The 19,552-nt window shown below is 57.8% G+C and carries 16 protein-coding genes, 2 tRNA genes and 1 riboswitch; of the genes, 7 read left to right on the top strand and 11 right to left on the bottom strand.

The window, feature by feature from the left end:
• Positions 1 to 4: 4 nt before the first annotated feature.
• From NIZ92_RS11940 to NIZ92_RS11915, 6 genes are all read right to left on the bottom strand, one after another.
• A complete protein-coding gene (locus NIZ92_RS11940) occupies positions 5 to 547 on the bottom strand; it encodes a GNAT family N-acetyltransferase (protein ID WP_254002018.1) in 543 nt (180 codons plus the stop codon).
• A 325-nt stretch (positions 548 to 872) separates the two neighbouring features.
• Positions 873 to 2,003 (bottom strand): TIGR03364 family FAD-dependent oxidoreductase, encoded by a 1,131-nt coding sequence (locus NIZ92_RS11935; RefSeq protein ID WP_035272327.1) that lies wholly within the window; start codon positions 2,001 to 2,003, stop codon positions 873 to 875.
• Complete coding sequence (locus tag NIZ92_RS11930) at positions 2,003 to 3,022, bottom strand: putative 2-aminoethylphosphonate ABC transporter substrate-binding protein (RefSeq protein ID WP_035272329.1); 1,020 nt, start codon at positions 3,020 to 3,022, stop codon at positions 2,003 to 2,005. Before NIZ92_RS11930 ends, NIZ92_RS11935 begins: the two co-directional genes overlap by 1 nt.
• Before the next feature lie 38 nt (positions 3,023 to 3,060).
• The gene (gene phnX, locus NIZ92_RS11925) at positions 3,061 to 3,891 is read right to left on the bottom strand and encodes a phosphonoacetaldehyde hydrolase (RefSeq protein WP_254002017.1); all 831 of its coding nucleotides are present in this window, start codon (positions 3,889 to 3,891) and stop codon (positions 3,061 to 3,063) included.
• 46 nt (positions 3,892 to 3,937) lie between these two features.
• Complete coding sequence (locus NIZ92_RS11920) at positions 3,938 to 5,746, bottom strand: putative 2-aminoethylphosphonate ABC transporter permease subunit (RefSeq protein WP_083053388.1); 1,809 nt, start codon at positions 5,744 to 5,746, stop codon at positions 3,938 to 3,940.
• Positions 5,733 to 6,809 (bottom strand): putative 2-aminoethylphosphonate ABC transporter ATP-binding protein, encoded by a 1,077-nt coding sequence (locus tag NIZ92_RS11915; protein ID WP_035272334.1) that lies wholly within the window; start codon positions 6,807 to 6,809, stop codon positions 5,733 to 5,735. Before NIZ92_RS11915 ends, NIZ92_RS11920 begins: the two co-directional genes overlap by 14 nt.
• A 140-nt stretch (positions 6,810 to 6,949) precedes the next feature.
• Here NIZ92_RS11915 and NIZ92_RS11910 point away from each other — a divergent pair, with 140 nt between their 5' ends.
• Positions 6,950 to 7,825 carry a LysR substrate-binding domain-containing protein gene (locus NIZ92_RS11910; RefSeq protein WP_083053390.1) on the top strand — a complete coding sequence of 292 codons (876 nt, stop codon included), beginning with the start codon at positions 6,950 to 6,952 and terminating at the stop codon, positions 7,823 to 7,825.
• Positions 7,826 to 7,833: 8 nt separating this feature from the next.
• Here NIZ92_RS11910 and NIZ92_RS11905 read toward each other — a convergent pair whose 3' ends face one another.
• Entirely contained in the window at positions 7,834 to 9,867 is a 2,034-nt protein-coding gene (locus tag NIZ92_RS11905) for a DUF4139 domain-containing protein (RefSeq protein WP_254002016.1), read from the bottom strand.
• Between the two features lie 227 nt (positions 9,868 to 10,094).
• Here NIZ92_RS11905 and NIZ92_RS11900 point away from each other — a divergent pair, with 227 nt between their 5' ends.
• From NIZ92_RS11900 to NIZ92_RS11890, 3 genes are all read left to right on the top strand, one after another.
• Positions 10,095 to 10,772, top strand: a complete 678-nt coding sequence (locus NIZ92_RS11900) for an A24 family peptidase (RefSeq protein WP_254003219.1) — start codon at positions 10,095 to 10,097, stop codon at positions 10,770 to 10,772.
• Between the two features lie 199 nt (positions 10,773 to 10,971).
• A complete protein-coding gene (gene goxA, locus NIZ92_RS11895) occupies positions 10,972 to 12,951 on the top strand; it encodes a CTQ-dependent glycine oxidase GoxA (protein ID WP_083053393.1) in 1,980 nt (659 codons plus the stop codon).
• A 10-nt stretch (positions 12,952 to 12,961) separates the two neighbouring features.
• Positions 12,962 to 14,035 (top strand): NAD(P)/FAD-dependent oxidoreductase, encoded by a 1,074-nt coding sequence (locus NIZ92_RS11890; protein WP_254002015.1) that lies wholly within the window; start codon positions 12,962 to 12,964, stop codon positions 14,033 to 14,035.
• A gap of 331 nt (positions 14,036 to 14,366) precedes the next feature.
• Here the strand turns inward: NIZ92_RS11890 and NIZ92_RS11885 are convergent.
• Positions 14,367 to 14,451: transfer RNA gene (locus tag NIZ92_RS11885), tRNA-Leu, on the bottom strand.
• A 162-nt stretch (positions 14,452 to 14,613) separates the two neighbouring features.
• Here NIZ92_RS11885 and NIZ92_RS11880 point away from each other — a divergent pair.
• Both NIZ92_RS11880 and NIZ92_RS11875 read left to right on the top strand, forming a co-directional pair.
• Positions 14,614 to 15,186 (top strand): PadR family transcriptional regulator, encoded by a 573-nt coding sequence (locus NIZ92_RS11880; protein ID WP_022983141.1) that lies wholly within the window; start codon positions 14,614 to 14,616, stop codon positions 15,184 to 15,186.
• A gap of 2 nt (positions 15,187 to 15,188) precedes the next feature.
• Positions 15,189 to 15,989, top strand: a complete 801-nt coding sequence (locus NIZ92_RS11875) for a siderophore-interacting protein (RefSeq protein ID WP_254002014.1) — start codon at positions 15,189 to 15,191, stop codon at positions 15,987 to 15,989.
• On the opposite strand, the gene NIZ92_RS11870 is transcribed toward NIZ92_RS11875, so the two are convergent.
• Positions 15,986 to 16,330 carry a hypothetical protein gene (locus NIZ92_RS11870; RefSeq protein ID WP_254002013.1) on the bottom strand — a complete coding sequence of 115 codons (345 nt, stop codon included), beginning with the start codon at positions 16,328 to 16,330 and terminating at the stop codon, positions 15,986 to 15,988. The genes NIZ92_RS11875 and NIZ92_RS11870 overlap by 4 nt on opposite strands.
• 117 nt (positions 16,331 to 16,447) lie before the next feature.
• Positions 16,448 to 16,541, bottom strand: a riboswitch (SAM-I-IV-variant riboswitch).
• Positions 16,542 to 16,694: 153 nt separating this feature from the next.
• Here NIZ92_RS11870 and NIZ92_RS11865 point away from each other — a divergent pair.
• Positions 16,695 to 16,779, top strand: a tRNA-Leu gene (locus NIZ92_RS11865).
• A gap of 144 nt (positions 16,780 to 16,923) precedes the next feature.
• Here NIZ92_RS11865 and NIZ92_RS11860 read toward each other — a convergent pair.
• Both NIZ92_RS11860 and NIZ92_RS11855 read right to left on the bottom strand, forming a co-directional pair.
• Complete coding sequence (locus NIZ92_RS11860) at positions 16,924 to 18,255, bottom strand: four-carbon acid sugar kinase family protein (protein WP_254002012.1); 1,332 nt, start codon at positions 18,253 to 18,255, stop codon at positions 16,924 to 16,926.
• Positions 18,256 to 18,268: 13 nt separating this feature from the next.
• A complete protein-coding gene (locus NIZ92_RS11855) occupies positions 18,269 to 19,543 on the bottom strand; it encodes a RuBisCO large subunit C-terminal-like domain-containing protein (RefSeq protein ID WP_254002011.1) in 1,275 nt (424 codons plus the stop codon).
• Positions 19,544 to 19,552: the final 9 nt, after the last annotated feature.

Here is a 19,552-nt window from a genome sequence, read left to right as displayed (position 1 = left end):
GGCTTCAGCCGTCGACTGGCTCGGCAGGCGTATCCAGCGTCAGCAAGTAGAAGGCGACATCCAGCCAGCGGCCAAATTTGAACCCCACTTCCTTGAAGGTGCCCGCATGGGTGAAGCCCAGGCTTTGATGCAGATGGATACTGCCCGCATTGCTGGCATCAATACAGCCTACCAGGGTATGCACATTGGCCAGACGGGCACGCGTGATCAGCTCTTGCATCAGAATCTTGCCCAGCCCTTTGCCGCGGTGCTCCGGGTGCACATAGACACTGTGTTCCATGGTGTATTTGTAGGCGGGAAAGGCGCGGAAGGTGCCCCAACTGGCAAAGCCCATCAACGTTCCTGCATCGTCAATGACGCCGACCACGGGAAAGCCGTTGGCGCGTTTGGTGGCAAACCAGCTCACCATGGCTTCGGGCGGGCGTGGCACATAGTCGTATAGCGCGGTGGAGTTCACGATGGCGTCGTTCAGAATCGCCAAAATAGCGGCTGCATGCTGCTCTTCATTGCAGTCTATAAAACGCAAGCCGCTTTCGCTGTTTTTCATTGATCCTTTCCTGTCAGGGGGAAGACCAGGGCTTCGTCGCCAATCGCGACGAGGTACTTGGCGGTCCGGGTGTATGGATGGCTACAGCTCAAGAGCGCTCGCTCTGGCCTATCGTGTGGCGTATTTTATTCCACTCTATTGGGTTTCTCATGGGAAATTCCCATTAAGAAAATGTCGTGATTCCCCCTGGTTTGAGGCCCTGGATTCTGGCATCCAGACCTACGCCTCAGGAAAAGAAAAACGCGCAGCCTGGGCTGCGCGTTTTTTGCACTCTTGCTGCCTAGGTCAAGGCTGATCTGCTTGCCTACGCACCCATGTCCAGCAATCAATCGTAGCGAGCGGCGATATTGCGTTCACCAATGGCCAGACCCGTGGTCATCCCCAAGCCCGTGTGCATAACCGTCACTTGCGTACTGCCATCGGCCTGCAAGACAGAAAATGGAGCCGGGCCCTTTGCGCCGTATACCCCTTGCCAGCGTTGCAGCACCTGCACCGGGCAACCCAGCACGGTTTCTGCCAGAGCCAGCAAGTACTGGTCTGTTTCTTCCTGGTTGAAGGGGCTGGCTTGCTGGCCGTAGTCGTGCGAGTCACCAATAATCAGATCTCCGTCCGGGGTGGGGCTAATCAGTAAATGAATGCCTTGATCCAGCAGGACGCCATGACGTTGCTGTACTTGCTCGCGCAGTGTGTCTGCCAAAGGCAGATCGCTAAAGGCACCATAGTGCAGGCAGGACAAACCTGTCAGCAAAGGTCGGTCCAATGCCCAGCCTGCGTCCTGTGCACGCACTTTCAGCATTTGCAGACGTGTCACCGACGGCTTGACGGTATCGAGCAGTTCGCGATGCAGGCTGCTGTAGTCGTGACCGGGGCACACAAAAATGCTGTTGGCGGTGAAGTTGCCCACGCTGCTGTGTACCTGCCCCTCTTGAGCATAGTGCACATGCGCTTGGGTATACACATCCACGCCCATGGTTTGCAGGCTGCTGGTAATGGCGGGCAGGGCGTCGCGCGAGTAGATCTGCAAATCATCCAGACCTTGCAGCGCGCCGTGGTGATGCCCCAGACGGCCTTCAAATAGTGTCGCCAGTTCCTTGCCGCTGAGCATCTGGCAGGCCACGCCTTCGTCCTTGGCGCGGCCTTGGGCAAAGTCTTCCAGCAGTTCCAGTTCCAGGTGATTGCGTGCCAGGACCAGCGAGCCATTGCTGCGCACATGAAAGCCCGCTTGTGCCGCCAGATCCAGCCACAGGCCACGGCTTTGGCGTGCCAGTTCCATCATGATGCCCGGCGCCTGACCGGTCACCAGTACCTGACCAAAATTACGTATGGTGGCGCCTTGGGCCTGGTGGCTGCGCTCGAGCACAGCCACGCTAAGCTTGCGGCGGGCAGCCGCCCAGGCATGTGCCATGCCCAGGATGCCGCCCCCCACCACGATGACATCGTAGTGTTGTGTGCTCATTACTTCTTGGCTTCCGATTTACCGTCGTAACGTTTGGTCCACTCTTCGATGATGCGCTCGCGGTTTTCAGCGGCCCAGACGAAGTTGTTGTCAATCAGACGCTGGTTCAGGTCTGCTGGCAGGTGCGGGTTGGCCGTGGCGATAGAAGGGATGGCCAGCACGGCAAAGTTGGTCTTGTACAAGTGGTTGGCTTCTTCGCTGGCGGAGAAGTCAGCCAGTTTCTGCGCGGCTTCCAGGTTCTTGGTGCCTTTCATGATGGCAGCGGCTTCAATTTCCCAGCCCAGGCCTTCTTTGGGGAACACCAGTTCCAGCGGAGCGCCTTCTTCTTTCAGGCGAGCGCCACGGTAGTCAAAGGACACGCCAATCGTGTATTCGCCAGCGGCAGCCATATTGCAAGGCTTGGAGCCGGAGTGGGTGTAGGCACCGATGTTCTTGTGCAGACCGTCCATGAAGGTCCAGCCTTTTTCTTCACCAAACAGTTGCAGCCAGGCGCTTACGTCCAGAAAGCCGGTGCCCGAAGAAGCGGGATTTGGCATGACGATCTTGCCAGCGTACTCGGGCTTGGTCAGATCTTCCCAGGATGTGGGCATGGGCAGCTTGTTCTTTTCCAGCTCAACGGTGTTCACGCACAGGGCGGCGGCAAAACCGTCCATGCCAACCCAGCTGGGTGGGTTGTTTTGATCGCGCATTTTGGCGTCGATCTTGTCCAGACCCTGCGGGGCGTAAGGCTGCAGCATGTTCTGGCTGGCCATCAAGCCCAGCGAGGAGCCGGCCAGACCCCAGACAGCGTCAGCCTTGGGGTTGTTCTTTTCAGCCAGCAGTTTGGCGGTAATGATGCCAGTGGAGTCACGCACCCACTGGATTTTGATATCGGGGTTCTTTTTCTCGAAAGCAGCCTGGTAAGCCTTGAGCTGATCGGCTTCCAGCGCGGTGTAGACGGTCAGGGTCGTAGCGGCTTGAGCCAGGGAAGCGGCGCCCATCAAAGCGGCAGCCAAGGAGCTCAGAACAATGGTTTTCATGGAGAAGTGTCCTTGTGACAGCAAAAGGGGGGGTGGGGTTAGAGAGAGTCGCCAGGGCATTCGCCCTGGGCCATCCGCTCGGTGATTTGTTCAACCACGGCAGGCAGTTGGGCAACGGTGTCGATCAGGTAATGCGGTTGGGCGTCGGCGAAGGTGGCTGCGGCGCGATCACGCAGGGTTTGGCGGCTTTCTTCGTCCAGAGCCAGAAATTCCAGTTCGGTCAGTCCGGCGGCATTGCCTGACAGCAGCAAACCTACCGTCCACATACCGGCATTGCGGCCTTCTTCAATGCCGACCGGGGTGTCGTCAATCTTCACGCAGGCACCGACATTCTTGATTTCCAGACGAATGACGTTTTCCAGGGCCATGGCAGGCCAGGGGCGTGCTTGCGGGACTTCGTCAAAGGCGACGTGGTAGTCCACCAGTATTTGTTGGCGGTGAGCGTGTTGCAGCAGGTTGTCCAGAACCAGACGCGGGTAGCCGGAGCAGGAGCCGATTTTCAGGCCTTGGCGGCGCGCCCAGGACAAGGTTTCGCGGGCACCGGGAATGGCGGCGGAGAACTCGCCCACGCGTTCGTTCTGCATGGGCAGGAAGGTGTTGTAGATACGGTCTACATCGCTGTCATCGGGTTCGCGCTCATGCAGGGCCACAAACTGGGCGTGCACTTCAGGCAACTCCAGCATGGCCTTGATGTGATCCCATTTACCGATGCCCATCGCGCTGCGGGCCTGGTCCAGGTTCAGATTCAGATCAAAGCACTTGAAGGCTTCAACCAGAATCTGGGTGGGAGCAAAGGATCCAAAATCCACCAGTGTGCCGGCCCAGTCAAAAATCAGGGCTTCAAGGCGTGGAGTCTGGTGATTTGGCATATCAAGCGATGTATTCGCGCAAGCTGGGGATGACATTGCGGTCCTGTCAGGTTGAGGAAAGAGAAGAAGGGGAGCGCCAGGCCTGGCTGCGGCGCAAGGAAGCGCGGCTCAGAACATGAACCAGGACGCAGACAAAGCCGGAGCTGAGCATGATGACCGTGCACATGGCGGCGGCCGGGCCGATAAAGCCGGCGTCGTCCATATTCATGACCGCTACCGAGGCCAGCACGGTTTGCGGGCTGTACAGAAACACGACGGCAGACACGGTGGTCATGGCCGAGACGAACAGGTAGCGCGCCACCGACAGCAAGGCAGGCAGGCACAGCGGCACGGTGACACCCATCAAGGTGGACAGACGCGGAGCCTTCAGGGAGGCGGCAGCGGCTTCCAGCTCGCCAGGAATGGCTTTCAGGGCCGTCACAAAGTTCAGATGGGCACTGGTGTACAGGTGAATTACCGTACACAGGACCAGCAAGCTCATGGAGCCGTACAGACCGGACAAGGGATTGTTGGGGTGGTTGAAAAAGAAGATGTAGCCCAGACCCAGCACCAGACCGGGAATGGCCATGGGGGCCAGCGCCAGCATTTGCAGCACGCCGTACAAGCCTTTTTCGGACTGACCACGGGCAGGCAGTTTCTCCAGCACCCAGGCGCCCAGAAAGATCAGGGCCGAACCCAGAATGGCGGTAAACAAGGCCATGGTCAGGCTGTTGCGCCAGGCCAGCCAGCCGCCACCGTCCATATTGTTGAAGTCGTAGGACTTCAGGGACAGGCTCAGGTTGTAAGGCCAGAACTTGATCAGGGACGCCCAGACCGCCATGCCCACAATGCTCAGAATGGCCAGGGATACCAGTACCAGAACGAGAGTGAAGTAACGGTCGCGCTGACGGTGTGGCAGAGGCGAGTAGGCACTGAGCGAGCCTTGAGCCTGACCGCTGGCACGAGCACGCAGATGACGGTCCAGAAAGAAGGTCAGCACAGCGGGAATCAGCAACAGCACGCCAATGGCCGCGCCTTTGGAAAACTGCAACTGACCGACCACGGCTTTATAGGCTTCCATGGCCAGCACGTTGTAGGAACCGCCCACCACTTTGGGCACACCAAAGTCGGTGACGGTCAGAGTAAAGACCAGGCATGCGGCGGAAAAAACGGCATAGCGGCTGGCGGGCAGGGTTACCGTCAGGAAGCGACGCCAGGAGTTGGCACCCATGGCGCGGGCAGCGTCATACAGACGAGCATCGGCCAGGGCCAGACCGGTACTGAGAATCATCAGGGCGTGGGGGAAGGTGTAGAAGGCTTCCCCCAGCACAATGCCCCAGAAACCATAAATCGTTTCACCGCCCAACCAGTGACGCAGCAAACCTTGGTTGCCAAACAGGTAGATCAGGGATAGGCCTGGCATCAGCGATGGGGCCAGCAAGGGCAAAAGGCCCAGCGCACGAAATAGTCCGGCACCGCGTATGCAGCAGCGTTGCAGGGCAAAGGCGAACGCGTAGGCAACGGGGATCACGATCAGCAAGGTGGTCACGCCCACCAGAATGCTGCGGCCCACCATGGGCATGAAGCCCGGGGCGCTGATCACCGACCAGAACTGACCCAAACCCACCAGTTGCCCGTCGCCGTCCTGAATGGCGCGCAGCAAGATGAACAGCATGGGCAGGGCCAGGAACAGGACCAGCAGGGCAAACAGGGCAATCAATAAGGCGCGTCGTGCCGCCGAGCCTATCCAGACAGGCAAAACGGGACGGGTCAGGGGATGGTTCTTCACGCTAGTTTCAGCAACGGGCAGGCCATACAGGCTGGTGGAGCGCAGGGACGCCGCGCCAGGCTGTGGTGTGGAATCAATGGTGGGCATGCAGCGCCTCGCTGGGAAGCTGAATGCGGCAGCGACGTGCGGCCAAGGGGTCAAGCAAGCGATCCCCTTGTTCGGGGTTGACGATGGCCTGGACAGTGAGCCCGTCCATGCCTTCGGGGCGCAGAATCAGCTTGTAGTGACGGCCCAAAAACACGCCGTCCACGATGTCGGCCAAAAAGGTATTGGTCGTGGTGGCCGGGCTGCTGTTATCCAGTACCCGAATGTTTTCAGGGCGGATGAAAAGACGTCCTGCTGCAGTAGGCGCTTCCTGACCCAAGTCCAGACGAACGCGCTCGACCAGCACCGAGCAATCGTGCAAGGGCGTAAAGGGCAGCCAGTTGGCTTCACCGATAAAGCCCGCCACAAAGGGATCAGAGGGGGCTCGGTACAAAGCCTGGGGGCGATCAAATTGCACCAGTCGGCCTTTTTCCATCACGGCGATACGGTCCGCCATGACCATGGCTTCTTCCTGATCGTGCGTCACCATCAAGGTGGTGATGGACAGTTGCTTTTGCAGCGCACGCAGCTCGATACGCAGCCGCTCGCGCACCTGGGCATCCAGCGCCGACATGGGTTCGTCCAGCAAGAGCAAGGAGGGTGAGGGGGCCAGTGCACGAGCCAGGGCCACACGCTGCTGCTGACCGCCCGACAGTTGTGCCGGGTACTTGTTTTCCGAACCGGACAGGCCGACCAGATCCAGCATCTCGGAGACGCGTTGACGCACTTGGGTGGCCAGGTTCTTGCGGGGCGACAGGCCGTAGGCAATATTCTGGGCCACGGTCAGGTTGGGGAACAGGGCGTAGGACTGAAACAGGATGCCGTAATCACGCTGTTGAGGGGGCAGGTGAGTAATGTCACGGCCCGCCATCACGATGATGCCTTGATCGGCTTGTTGCAGCCCGGCAATGCATCGCAGCAAGGTGGTTTTGCCACAGCCCGAGGGGCCCAGCAAACACACCAGTTCACCGGCTTGTATATCCAGGCTGACCTGGTCCAGGGCGGTAAAGGAGCCGAACTGCTTGTGCAGTCCTTGTATGGTTAAAAATGCGGGCTTGGCGCTCATCCTGGGTTCCGACTTGTCATGAATGTCATGAACGTCAGTATGGGAGTCGGATATGGCGGCACTATGACAGTACAACTAATTTCTGTAATACGAGCATCGGATAATTTGGGCTTTGATTCTTCCCCGAGGAGAGCGGCAGCATGCTGGCTCTGGAACTGAAGTCCTTTCACGCCACGGCTCATTGTGGCTCCATTACCAAGGCTGCCCAGCAATTGGGGATCAGCCAGCCCACCGTGACCTCGCATCTGCGACAGCTGGAAACCCGCTATGGCGTGGAGCTGTTCTATAGGCAAGGCAAGGGGGTGTACTTAAGCCAGCAAGGGGAACGCCTCTTGCCCCAAGTCGAGCAACTGATGCAGCAAGCTGCCCAGATCGATTTCAGTTTGCGTGATCTGCGCGATCTGAAAAGTGGCATGTTGCGAGTGGGCGCGACCGGGCCGTATTACATCATGGCTGTATTACGGAATTTCCATCAGGCTTATCCCGGCGTGAAGATGCGTTTGAGCATTGATAATTCGCAACGGGTCTTGAGTGCCTTGCATGACTATCAACTGGATGTGATTGCGTCCTCGGCGCTGGTTGATGATCCGCGTCTGGTGCGTCTGCTGCTGGCTTCTGATCCCTTGGTGGCCGTGCTGCGAGTGGATCATCCTTTGGCTAACCGGCAGCGTGTGCGTATTGTGGACCTGTGTCGCCATCCCATTCTGATGCGTGAGCCCGGGTCCATGACACGGGAACTATGCTATCAAGTGTTCCGGCAGGCGGGGCAGGAGCCGACGCAGCTGCTGGAGATAGGGAGCCGGGAGGCGATAGGGTGGGGAGTGGTGTGCGGCATGGGGGCCAGTTTGCTGCCCTTGCGTGAAGTGCCTGCGCATCCGGACATTATCAGTGTGCCACTCAGTGATGTCTCGGCTCATTTGAGCGAGTTTGTGTATTGCTTGAAAGAACGCGCGCAGGGCCATGCCATACGCGCGTTTCTGGAGCAGGTGCAGGCCGAGCTGCCTGCACCTGCATAAGGCCAGGATCAAGCCAGTTCGGCCAGACCTTTCTCAAAAGCCTGACGGGCCTTCTGTACAGCGTCGCGCTGTTCCTGAACGGCTTTGCGCTGGCTGGTAATCTGGTCTTCCTGCTGGGCCAGTTGCTCGCTGAAACGCTGACCCAAGGTGCTTTGTGCACTGACGGCAGCCAGGTTGGCGCGGATGCGTTCCTGTTCAGCGACGGTTTCGTTCAGGGTCTCAACGGCCTGATTTTGCGCTTGCTGGGCCTGACTCAGCTGACGACGCAGCTCGATCAGCTTGTCCATCCTGGCTTGTTGCGCGCTGTCCTGGCCGTTTCCACGCCACTGCAGCAGCATGTTTTCGTCGATTTCTTCCAGGCGCAATTCCATATGGTCTTGCAGGCTCAGCTGGGCCGTGACGGTGACCGTCTTGCCCTTGGCAACTTTCACTTTCAGGCGGTGCTCCTGGGCGGTGTCGCTATCATGGGCGTCGGACTTGAAGGTCCAGCCATCCTGACGAGGCAACTGGATCAGCACCGTGCGATCTTCATCGGCCGGAGCCTTGATCTCGTAGCGGAAGTTCTGCAAACGCGTCCATTCCGAACGGGCAACGCCATCAGTCACACGGGTTTTGCTCAGGCGGTATTCATCCGTTTGCTCTTCGCGGATTTGAACTTTGCTGTCTTGGGCAAAGTAGATCAAACGCTGCTCGCCAGCAGGCAGACCGGCCAGCTCTGCATCACCCACGTGACCGTCCTGTTCATTAAAGACGGTAATAATGCCGGGCGGCAGGCTATTGGCCTGTTCGTTCTTCACCCAAATGGCGGCTGTGGGATAGTCGCCAGCTTGGCCGCTGCGGTAAACCGAGAGGGACTCGGCCTGCAGCGATGTGTCGATAAAGGGCACCGAAACCGTCTGGCCGGTGGGTACGCTTAGCGTTTGTGGCAGGCTAAAGCGCACTTGAGTCTGACCTTCCTGTGCCTGGGTGCTGGCGCCAGCGCCGCCCGAAGCCCACTGTTTGGCCATGTTGCCATCGGCCGCATAGGCGGCGCTTTCCATCATGATGGGAGCGGGTGCGGCTGGAGCCATGCGAGCACGCATGGCCTCACCTGCTGCTTTACGGGCGTGATTTGCGCTGACAGTAGCCTGGGTGTCAGCTTGCGGCGCGATGGAGCTGCCTACCGCCACCGGCAGTTCAGGGCGCTCATTCCAGTAACGTTCCAGCAGACGCTGGCGCAGCATCACAGGCGAGCCCGAGCTTAGCGTGACCTTCACATCTTTCCAGTCCTCACCGCTGGTGTTCTCAAAAATGGCCCAGGCCTGCAGGCGGGCTTTGCCGTCCTGCATCATCAGGCGATAGGAGCTTTTCCATACCGGTGCAGGAATCAGGTAGGACAGGCGGGCTGTCTTGGCGTCGGTCTTGTTCAAGACCAGTTGAATATCACGCGACTGCTGATTGCTTTGACCGGCCAGCACTTCGGTGGCCTGCTGCAATTGCTGCTGCAAGGTCTTGTCCAGTACTTCCAGGCTGGTGTCCGGGCCCAATTCCAGGGTCTGGATCTGGCCCTGTTCTGTCAGCACGCTCAAGATGGCTTGGGCGGGATGTTCCTTGGTGGCCGCAGTAGCTTGCACCCCCAGGACGGCACCCCGTACCAGGCGGCCTTGCGAGCTGGCGCTGACTTGCTGGCCGCGCAACGCTTGTGCCAGGGTGGCGGGCGAGCGCAGGTCTTTGGCCGAGAAGGGCAGGCTGTCAAAGCTTTCTTTCAGTGGGGCCAGACCCGACAAGGTCAGGGAGTCGATGCGGTTCTTGCCATCGACGGCCATCAGGGTTTTCAGAATGTCATCGACCTGGGTCAGGGGCACACGCAACTGAGCGGTACCGGTGTCAGAGACGGGGATTTGTCGCTCGATCTCGGCCATACCGGCACTGGATAAGGTAATGGACTCGATCTGCTGGGCCCAGGCGGTGCTGGCTGCCGAGCCCATCCAGACCAGGAGCAAGGCGCCGGTCAAAAAGCGCAGGCGAGGCGTACGCGCAGCGTGGGGCACAAAGTGGTTCATAGCGCTTCCTTATTCATCCGTAAGCGAAACAAAGGGTTGAAGCGCATTATGCCTAGCCTTGTGGGGCTCTGTCTGTCATTCGGGTAACAAAAAAATGCCACCGTCCGGCTTTCTCTACCTGGAGCAAAAAATACTTACGTCATCAAAAGCATGCAAGGCTCTGCTAGGATTTGGGCAGCGTGGCTTGTGCCAGCGCGCGTTTATCAATCTGGTGAAGGATCAATATGATGTGGACGTCGTGGGGCAATGCCTGGGCGGGGATGGGAATTGCCCTGATCTTGGCGGTCTGTTTTTTCTGGCCAGCCCGACACCTGTCCTGGAGCCTGCCTGTAGAGCTGGAGCCTGAGTTGGACGGGCGTTCGCCGCGTGCTCATCGTCAATGGGGATGGGTATGCCAGAGTCTGGCCCTGGTCCTGATGTTGTGGGCCGGTTGGCGCTGGCAGTTGACGCCTGCAGCAGTGGCGGCCTGTGTGTTTATCGCCGGTACTGCTCTCTTGGCCTGGATTGACGCGGAAACCGGCTATCTACCTGATCGTCTCACTTTGCCCTTGCTGTGGCTGGGCTTGCTGGTCAATCTGGATCACACCTTTAGCAGCTTGCCCTTGGCGGTGATTGGCGCGGCATTGGGCTACAGCTTGCTGTGGCTGTTAAACCATGTGTTCTTGTTGCTGACCGGGCGTGCAGGCATGGGCTATGGCGACTTCAAATTACTGGCCGCGTTGGGAGCGTGGCTGGGGGCCACCGCCTTGCCGGGAATTCTTCTGGCGGCATCGGTATTGGGCTTGCTGGCGGCTCTGGTCTTGCGCCTTGGTGGGCGTTTGCAAGCCGGGCAGGCCATTCACTTTGGTCCGTATCTGGTCCTGGGAGGCTGGGTCATGCTGTTTTCCTTGCCGCGCATTCTGTAAAAATATGTCTCAGATTTTCAACAATTATTAAAAAAAATTACTGCGACTTTTCCTCTGCTGTCATAGTGGCGGGAAGCAGAACTGCCGGTTCAGGAACAGTCTGTCCAGACGCCTCCGGCCCTTCTTGATTCTGTTTCTTGCCATCACGTTTACGCGCACCGATACGTCGACTCTATAGCGACGATCGAAGGGGACCATTATGAAACGTCGCGATTTCTTGTTCAGCGCCGCTGCAGCCAGCCTGAGCTCACCTGTCTGGTTTAAATCTGCAATCTCGCCTTTGCAGGCTCAGGAGCTGGCGCCCAAAGGAGCCAAGATTGCCCGGGTGGCCATTTTTCCGGCTATCGGCTTTGCACGGGTCGGCAATGCCAGTGAATGGTTTCACGCCCCTGAAGTGCCTGGTCTGATGGATGAGCCAAAGGGCGGCTTCAAGGATGCGCAAGGTCGCATCAAGAAGCAGGCACAGCGCTTTCGTTTATATGGCTATGACGATCAGGGTCGGGTCGTGCGTGAGCTGGACGCCAGCTTCAACCCCAAGTGGACGGTGCACGTCGCCAATACCAAAGCGGCCTGGTACGGTTTTGTCAACGCCATGGACCGGGGGGATGCCGCCCCCGGAGTGCCCGGCGCTCAACGCAATCCCTTTATTGTTGGCGACAAGCGCCGCGACATGCTGGTGATTGATCCTGGCCCGGTTTCCATTGAAGGCAAGTCGACAAATACCGATGGTGCGGATACCGCTTACCGCATGCAGGGCCGTTTCTGGCAAAGCCTGGATGTGCCTTTGGGGCATTTGCGCACAGACGAAGCAGGGCGCCTGCTGGTGTTTCCAGCCGATGGCGTATCGCGTACGGCAATTGAACAGAATCCAGTGCGGGACTTTACCAATAACGACGGCTGGCATGACGACTGGTGCGACGGCTGGGTGAAAGCCACGGTGCAGATCGACGGCAAAACCCTGGAGTGCGAACCGGCTTGGGTCGTATCTTGCGGCCCCAAGTTCGCCCCGCAAATGGAGCCCATTGTCACGCTCTACGACGCGGCGCGTGAAGCCATGATTTCCCTGGGCCAACTATCCGAACCCGGCGATAAGGTTTCTTTCCGGCGCGATGTGCTGCCTATCTTGCGTCGCAGTGGTCAGATGCAATGGGTCGCCAGCGCCACCTTCCTGGGCACTGCCTGGCAGAAAGTGGGGGACTTGTCGGACCCGGACACCCTGGCAGCCTTGGCCGAACCGGGCGAGCAGGCTCGTGCGCAACGACAGCGTGTGCTGGAAGCTTTCCGACGCCCCGGCGGTGACGATACCCGCGCCCATGCCTTGCCCTTGATGCTGGGTGACGGGGTGAACTATCCCGACAGCCCACATTCCTGGCTGACGCTGACCAAAACGCAATACAACATTCTGAGTTTGTGGGCACAAGGCAAGTTCGACAACGATTTCCACGATGCGAAGATGGATGCCTACACTTCTCTGGATAAAATTCCGCTGGAGCTGCAACCTGAAGCCTTGACCAGGGCCGCCCTGGACGCCTGCTCGGGCGGGGCTTTCCACCCCGGTGTGGAAATTACCTGGCCTATTCGTCACCCTGAACTGTTCCAGGGCAAGGATCAAACCCGCTTGCCCTTCCGTCTGGCCTTGTCGCCACGCAAGAACCTGGTGCAGGACATGGGCTATCAGCTCAACCCGGTCAATGTATTTGCGGGCAATCCGAATATTACTGACACGGATGAGAAGGGGGCACCTATCGGTCCACAAGCACCGGGCGATCTGACGCGCTGGATGGGTGTGCCATGGCAAGGGGATGCTTTCAGCTGCCAAGCGGTGCAAACGGCAGACAGTTTTCCCACGCCTATCTGGTGGCCGGCTCTCTTGCCGGTCGATGTCTTGCCTGAAGCTTTTTACACGCAATTGATGGACCCGAATTTGAGCCTGGAAGAGCGTCTGCGTTTCTATCACAGCCGTGTACCTTGGGCGCGGGGTGCTTCGGGGATCGGCTTGCACGTGGAAGCGGGTTACACCGATGGCCTGCGTCGCATGATCGAGCTTTGGACTCGTATGGGAGTCGTGGTAAAACGTCCGGGGCCAGTCGGGCTGGCGGGAGTTCCGCCCGAGCTGTATGTGGAAGTACAACGCGGTTCCATGGACATTGTCCCGCTGACAAAGCAGACGGGAACCTGAGGATGAAGGCATGATTATTGTTGTTGGCGCCGGTGTGGCGGGCTTAGCGGCGGCGCGTCGCCTGAGTATGCAAGGTCAGGAAGTAACGCTGGTGGCTCCTCAGGAGCCCCAGCCCTCGTTTGGTGAGACCTTGTCCGAACGCGGGGCCGTGGTCTTGACCAGCCTGGGCTGGGCAGGCTGTCTGGATGAGACGGTAGCCTTGCGTTCACAAGGGCGTTTTTCGGTATGGGGTACCGCAGGACTGCGCACCGTGCAGGATGAAGACGGGCAGGGCTACCTGCTGGACAAGGCCCGTCTGGAGCAGGCGTTGTTTGAGCGCGTGCAAAAAGAAGCGAAGGTCAGTATTCGCCAGACACGAGTTCTGGGCCTGGAGCACCAGCCTGAAGGTGTGGTTGCCAGGCTGGCAGACGGTAGCAGCCTGGAAGCTGCTGCCTTGATCGACTGTACTGGTCGTGCAGCCTTGTCCGCCGGAGCGGCCGCCCAGCGTCATCGTCTGGATAGACTGGTCGCTGCCTGGCACGTCTTTGACCTGCCTGAAGGGGCAGAACCCTTGGCTGCTTCCCTGGTAGAAGCCGTCGAGTTGGGGTGGTGGTACTTGTCCCCCATGCCGGGTCATCGCCTGATGGTGGCCTTGTTTTCGGACTCGGATCTTTTGCCCGATGGTTTGAGTCGAGATGGTTCGGTCTGGGCCGGTTTGCTGGGCTGTGCCGATGCGGCACGAGTGCGTATGGAAAGCCTGGGCTTGGATAGTCAGATGGCTGCTCACACTCCTAAAGTCAGCGCTGCCGCTAGCTGCACCGTGTCTTACTTCGTGGAAGGCCGCATCTTGCGTGCTGGTGATGCAGGCGCGGCCATGGACCCCCTGGCCGCCAATGGCCTGGCAACGGCCCTGTGGAGCGGATCACAATCGGCACAGGCTGCTGTAGCTCTGACAAAAGGCAATCCCGAGCCGGCGCGTGCTTACGAAAAGGACTATTTGTTGGGTTTGGTGCGTCACCTGAATTCGCAGCATGCTTTGTATGGCATGGAGCAACGCTACGCGGCGCAGCCTTTCTGGCAGCGTCGTCATCGCGCCTTGGAGTGATGGTAAAGAGGGCGGGACAACGAAATAGCTTGCTGTAAGACCGCCAGAATCAAAAAAGCCGAAACAGTGCTCATGCTGTTTCGGCTTTTTTTATGGCTGATTGTTCTTCGGTAAGTCAGGGAGGTGTTTTGAATACGTCTGCCTTCAGTCCAAAAGGAGTTTGATTTTTCGGAAGGTCGTACCGCTGGAAGAGAGCCCCGGTCATATCAACACTGATTGGATCTACGTATCTGACTTCCTCGTCTTCAAACAGGGGTTCAAGCTGCTTGCTTTCAGACGGAAAAAACAAAAAGCCGATCATCGCAAGATGATCGGCTTTTTGAGGAATTTGTGGTGCCCAGGAGAGGACTCGAACCTCCACACCCGAAGGCACATGGACCTGAACCATGCGCGTCTACCAATTCCGCCACCTGGGCTTTTGATAAAGGCTGCTGCCCGTCTCAAGCATTCGATTATAGAGTGAGTTTCCTTGGGAAAGCAAGCATTTTTCACTCAATAAATTTAATTTCAATTTCTAGTTGATTGGCATTCTCATTATCATTATAGTGTGTCATGTGATATAGCATAAGAGTATGGACATGAAATTCAACACGATGGATGTCGAGCGGATGCTGCTGGATATGGGCCAAGGCCGAAAATACTCTGCTCGGGCCATGCAGCTCATGCTGATGGCCCTGCTCAAAGAGGGCAGTACTCACGGGTATCAGTTGATACGCCGTTTCGCGCAGCTTAGCCAGAACAGCTATGTTCCCAGCGCTGGTGCGGTCTATCCCGCCCTGGCGTATTGCGCCACGCAAGGCTGGGTGCTGATTGAAGAAGAAGGCCGTCGCAAGATGTACAGCCTGACCAAGGAAGGGCACACGTATCTGGAAGAGCAAAAAGAAAAGTGCGATTACCTGATGCAGTCCCTGACCTATCGCGGGCGCAAGCTGGTGTGGATACGGCAGATGCTGGCCGAACACAATAGCGACGAGGATTTGAAGGCCGCGCAGGAGCAAACAGGTTGGTTGCCGGAGTTTGTCCAGGTACGCCACAGCCTGAAGCAGGCCATGTTTGAACAATCGACAGCCAGTCTGGAACGACAGGCAGAGGTGGTGGCCATTTTGGAAAAAGCCATCGCTGACATACGGAACTTGCCCAAGGAGTCTTAAGAATGCAGTCTGAACAATTAACGCAGAAAGTTGCTCATACCTTGAAGTTGCGTTTGCTGACCGTAAAAAAGCGGCGCGAACTGGGGCCTGATATGGTGCGCATCACCCTGGAAGGCTCGGATCTGGAAGGTTTTTATACCCCTGGCTTTGATGACCACGTCAAACTGATTTTCCCGGACCCTGTCACTAAAGAATTGCGACTGCCTCAAATGGGCGAGCGTGGCATGGTCTTTGCCGCCGGTCAGGAAAAGCCACCCATCCGCGACTACACTCCTCGCGAGTTCCGCGAGCAGGAAAAGGAGATGGATATTGATTTTGTGGTCCACGGTGAAGGCCCTGCATGCCAATGGGCCATGCAAGCTAAAGAGGGCGACAAGCTGGGTGTGGCCGGCCCGCGTGGCTCCTTCCTGGTCAGCAAGGACCTGGATTGGCAAGTTCTGATTGGCGACGAAACCGCTGTGCCTGCCATGGCGCGACGAGTGAAAGAACTGCCTTCCAATGTGAAGGTGCAGGTTTACGTATTGGCACGTAATCTGCTGACAGTCGGTGCGATGGAGGCACCGGACCATGTCACGGTGAACTGGATTCCTTCGCTGGCCGGTTTGAATGGCATTCTGGACGCATTGCGTGCCGCACCCGAGTTGAGCGGCACCGGCTATGTGTGGGTCGCCGCAGAATATTCCATCGCTCAAAGCTTGCGTGAGTACTGGGTGCAAGAACGCGGCCTGGATAAAGGCGCGATTCGGGCCAGCAGCTACTGGCGTCAAGGCGATCAGGGCGAGGATGCCCCACGTCTGGACTAAGCGGCTTTTTGCTGAGGGTAGGGCTGGGCGCGCAAGCGTCCGCCCACGTTCAACACGGGCTGTAAATCTGTATCCAGCACCGTATTGGGATGAGCCAGACGGTGTTCGTCAATCAGGCGGGCAATGGTATCCATGTTCAGCAACAAGGTGCTGTCAATATCGTGCTGGAAGCGGGCCCAGTAGCCACCGCGACAACTGGAACCCAGCCAGCGCGGCTCGTAATCTCCGACCTTGTCAGCATGTACTTCGCACACGACGGCCAGCCGGGAACAACCGGGGTGCAGGACAATGCGGTAGTGGTGCTGCTCTAAAGTCAGGTGGTAGCAAAACGGTGCAGACATGAAACACTCCTGTTTAGCTCTTGGAAGGGACTTCCGGGTGAGCAAGTTGGATTAAAGGACCCTTTGCCTGGAAACGACCAAGCATAAAAAAACCCGCTGGCAGCGGGTTCGTGTCTTGATGATCCCATTGATTGCCAGATGGCCATATCTTGAATCCACCTTGTGCGGGTACACAGGTTGGCATGGGTTGCCCCAACTCTTGATATAGCAATAAGCATAAAAGCGATTCTTATGAAGTGCAAGGGCTGCCCTTATTTCTGTCAGGCATGAAAAAAAGCAGAAATAGTTTGCACTCTTTCAAAATCATGTTATAGTTCTCTTCTGTCTTGCAGAGACGAGTTGAAAAACAAATCCAGCAGTCAGAGCCCAGGTGGCGGAATTGGTAGACGCGCATGGTTCAGGTCCATGTGCCTTCGGGTGTGGAGGTTCGAGTCCTCTCCTGGGCACCACAAATTCCTCAAAAAGCCGATCATCGCAAGATGGTCGGCTTTTTGTTTTGTGTGTCCAAAAAACTGGGGGAGCCGCCTTTTTGAGGATGAGAAAGGTCGGGTATACCGATCTGACGGGGGCTGTATACGCTATTGCGATCCGTCTCAGTACGATGTGCCTTCAATCACCCGATCGAAGAAATCCGCTGGCCCCATTTGCCCACCTTTAAGCACCAGCTCCAGCCCATCAATCTCATCGTCCCCATGGCAGATGCAGGCGGCTACGCCTGGGCTGACTAAGTCCAGATAGCTCAGGCCCCAAATACCCAATGCCTGGGTGCTCAAGCTGGACGTGTCGCCGCCCGCGATACAGAGGCGTGACAAACGGTGCTCTAATCGCAACTGTTTGACCAGATGACGTAAAAACTGCGCGCTGTCTTCTGCCACGAGTTGTGTAGGCAGGGTGGGGCGGCTTGGGCCCTGGTTTGCAGGCTTTGTTTGCAGCAAGGTATGACGTCCTTTGCGCACATTGTTAATGACCATTGCGTGCAGCTTGGTGACATAGCTTGGGCTGTGATGCAGTTCGTACGGGTCAAGCTCAAAGATGTCTGCTTGCTGGCAACGGGCGACCTGCTGTGCAGTGATGGGCGACTGACTTCCCACCAGAATCAGCACCGGCTGTGTACTGGCGTGTAGTCCCGTAACGGGTTGGGCGAAAGTATCAGGCCGTTGGCTTAAATAAGCTTGTGCCACGCTGCTGGAGCCGGCAGTTAACACGGTTCCGTTTTGGCTGAGCACTTTAAGTAGCGCACCAGCCTGTGCAATATCGGCCTCACAAGCAATGTCCAGCAGAGGATGCTGATGCCCGTGTTCTGCAGCTTGCTCTTGCCATTGTTTGCTTTGCTTGTTCGCTTCGTAGTCCGTCTTCTGATATTCGGTCCACGGCAGAGAGAACACGTTTTTTAACCCCTGTGCTTGCAGATGAAGCAGTAAATCTGCTTCGTGCATGGGTGTGACAGGGTGTGATCCCATCGTAGGGTGTCGATCAATCCGGTAGACCTGTCCGTCTTGTCCAGCCTGCGCGAACAGGGTGGCAAAAACGCAGTAGCGTCCCAGATTGATTTGTCCCCCCAGTACAGGGCTGACAGCGACCTGAGCCAGCGGGCGCAGGCACTCCAAAGCAATCGCAATATTGCCGATTTCAGGACTGCTATCGAAGGTTGAGCAAATCTTGTAATGCAATAGCTTGGGCTGCATGGAGGCCAGAAAAGGGGTGACGCCCTTCAAGCTGTTGCGGACTTGCTCGCAATCCAGCGAGCGGGTCGCCCCCGCCAGCCCTATGGCTTCCAGTCCTTGCAGCCTTTTCAGGTGATGGGGGCTGGGGGCTTGCAAGAGCAGGATGGCACGTACTCCGCTCTGGCTTAAGGTCGCCAAGGTATCGCTGGCTCCGGTGAAGTCGTCGCCATACCAGACATATTCGGGGCGTAATACAGTCATGAGGTATTTCCGGTCAGGCCATTTTCGGGCCAAAAAACTCCAGCGCCTGGGCCAGCTCATTGCAGGTTCTGGCCTGTTCTTGCACGCTGATTGCCTGATCTGCTGCTTGCCAGGCCTGTTGCAGACTCAGCACTCCTGCATGCGCTCCGGCCGGGTGAGCCAGAATGCCGCCACCTGCCATGAACAGCACATCAGTACTGTTTGCCGCCTGCCAAGTTGCTTCCACAGTTCCCGCCCATTGTCCGGAAGACACCACGGGAAGGACGCGATCATCGTGCTGGTCGTCCAGACGATGCAGACAATGCCCAATGGCTTCACGCACTTCCTGATCGGCTTGTGCAAATTTCCCCTGCAGTCCGTGTACGTGAATATGGTCTGCTCCGGCCAGACGCCACAGGGTTTGATAGGCACTGACAGAAATTCCCAGCAAAGGGTGACGCGACAAGGCTCCGTAGCCATTGCGATGTGCATGCAAGGCCAGGCCGGTATGACGGCGCAGAGTTTGCAGCGCGGAATAGCCTACCCAGTTCTGGCTGACCATGACGCAACTGCCGCCTTCGCGCTCGACCAGATCGGCGTGGCGTTTCATGGCATCGGTTTCGTCGGTAATGTTGAAAGCAAACATTACATGCTTGCCGCTGCGCTCTTCATGAGCGCGGATCACTTCCATGACAGCGGGAATGCGCTCATGCAAAGGCGAGTGGGTCGGGTCAGCGCAGACCTCATCATCCTTGATGAAATCTACTCCGGCATTGCACAAGGTTCGCACCAGCTGTACCACGTCGTCAGTACGCAAGCCCACGCTGGGTTTGATGATGGTGCCAACCATGGCGTTGCGGACAACGCCGGTACGGGAGCGGGTGCCGTCGATACCAACAGCAGGCATCTCGAACTGGCGGCGATAGGAAGCAGGCAACTCCAGCGCTTCCAACCGCAGGCCCGTTACCTCGCCCAGATCAAACAGGTTGCCTGTAACGCATGCAGCCAGTGTGGGTAGATTGGCGCCGATGTTGGCGATAGGAAACCGTATATCGACCAAGGCTCGCTGATAGGGGCCAGAGATGCCCCTTCGTTCCAGCAAGGCATTGGATAAGCTGGGCTGCGCGACGCTCTCCAGCCGTTGCACGCGTTCGACTGTCGCTCGTGCACGCTTGCGCAGCTCTTCGGTTTCCCCTGCAACACGGGTAAATGTGCCGCAGGACTGTTCGCCAGCGCTTACCTCGGCAACCTGCTCGGGCGGCAGGGGAGTTTCGATCAGGTAACGGGCCAGAAAAGTGTCAGTGCTCATGCTGTCTAC

The organism is Alcaligenes sp. 1735tsa3, from assembly GCF_024134565.1.
Lineage (GTDB): Bacteria > Pseudomonadota > Gammaproteobacteria > Burkholderiales > Burkholderiaceae_B > Alcaligenes > Alcaligenes phenolicus.
This window is presented reverse-complemented; position numbering and strand designations above follow the sequence as displayed.

Excerpts from the sequence above, each read along its gene's own strand:
- NIZ92_RS11940 (WP_254002018.1), bottom strand. The coding sequence starts at position 547 with ATGAAAAACAGCGAAAGCGGCTTGCGTTTTATAGACTGCAATGAAGAG.
- NIZ92_RS11935 (WP_035272327.1), bottom strand. The coding sequence starts at position 2,003 with ATGAGCACACAACACTACGATGTCATCGTGGTGGGGGGCGGCATCCTG.
- NIZ92_RS11930 (WP_035272329.1), bottom strand. The coding sequence starts at position 3,022 with ATGAAAACCATTGTTCTGAGCTCCTTGGCTGCCGCTTTGATGGGCGCC.
- phnX (WP_254002017.1), bottom strand. The coding sequence starts at position 3,891 with ATGCCAAATCACCAGACTCCACGCCTTGAAGCCCTGATTTTTGACTGG.
- NIZ92_RS11920 (WP_083053388.1), bottom strand. The coding sequence starts at position 5,746 with ATGCCCACCATTGATTCCACACCACAGCCTGGCGCGGCGTCCCTGCGC.
- NIZ92_RS11915 (WP_035272334.1), bottom strand. The coding sequence starts at position 6,809 with ATGAGCGCCAAGCCCGCATTTTTAACCATACAAGGACTGCACAAGCAG.
- NIZ92_RS11910 (WP_083053390.1), top strand. The coding sequence starts at position 6,950 with ATGCTGGCTCTGGAACTGAAGTCCTTTCACGCCACGGCTCATTGTGGC.
- NIZ92_RS11905 (WP_254002016.1), bottom strand. The coding sequence starts at position 9,867 with ATGAACCACTTTGTGCCCCACGCTGCGCGTACGCCTCGCCTGCGCTTT.
- NIZ92_RS11900 (WP_254003219.1), top strand. The coding sequence starts at position 10,095 with ATGTGGACGTCGTGGGGCAATGCCTGGGCGGGGATGGGAATTGCCCTG.
- goxA (WP_083053393.1), top strand. The coding sequence starts at position 10,972 with ATGAAACGTCGCGATTTCTTGTTCAGCGCCGCTGCAGCCAGCCTGAGC.
- NIZ92_RS11890 (WP_254002015.1), top strand. The coding sequence starts at position 12,962 with ATGATTATTGTTGTTGGCGCCGGTGTGGCGGGCTTAGCGGCGGCGCGT.
- NIZ92_RS11880 (WP_022983141.1), top strand. The coding sequence starts at position 14,614 with ATGAAATTCAACACGATGGATGTCGAGCGGATGCTGCTGGATATGGGC.
- NIZ92_RS11875 (WP_254002014.1), top strand. The coding sequence starts at position 15,189 with ATGCAGTCTGAACAATTAACGCAGAAAGTTGCTCATACCTTGAAGTTG.
- NIZ92_RS11870 (WP_254002013.1), bottom strand. The coding sequence starts at position 16,330 with ATGTCTGCACCGTTTTGCTACCACCTGACTTTAGAGCAGCACCACTAC.
- NIZ92_RS11860 (WP_254002012.1), bottom strand. The coding sequence starts at position 18,255 with ATGACTGTATTACGCCCCGAATATGTCTGGTATGGCGACGACTTCACC.
- NIZ92_RS11855 (WP_254002011.1), bottom strand. The coding sequence starts at position 19,543 with ATGAGCACTGACACTTTTCTGGCCCGTTACCTGATCGAAACTCCCCTG.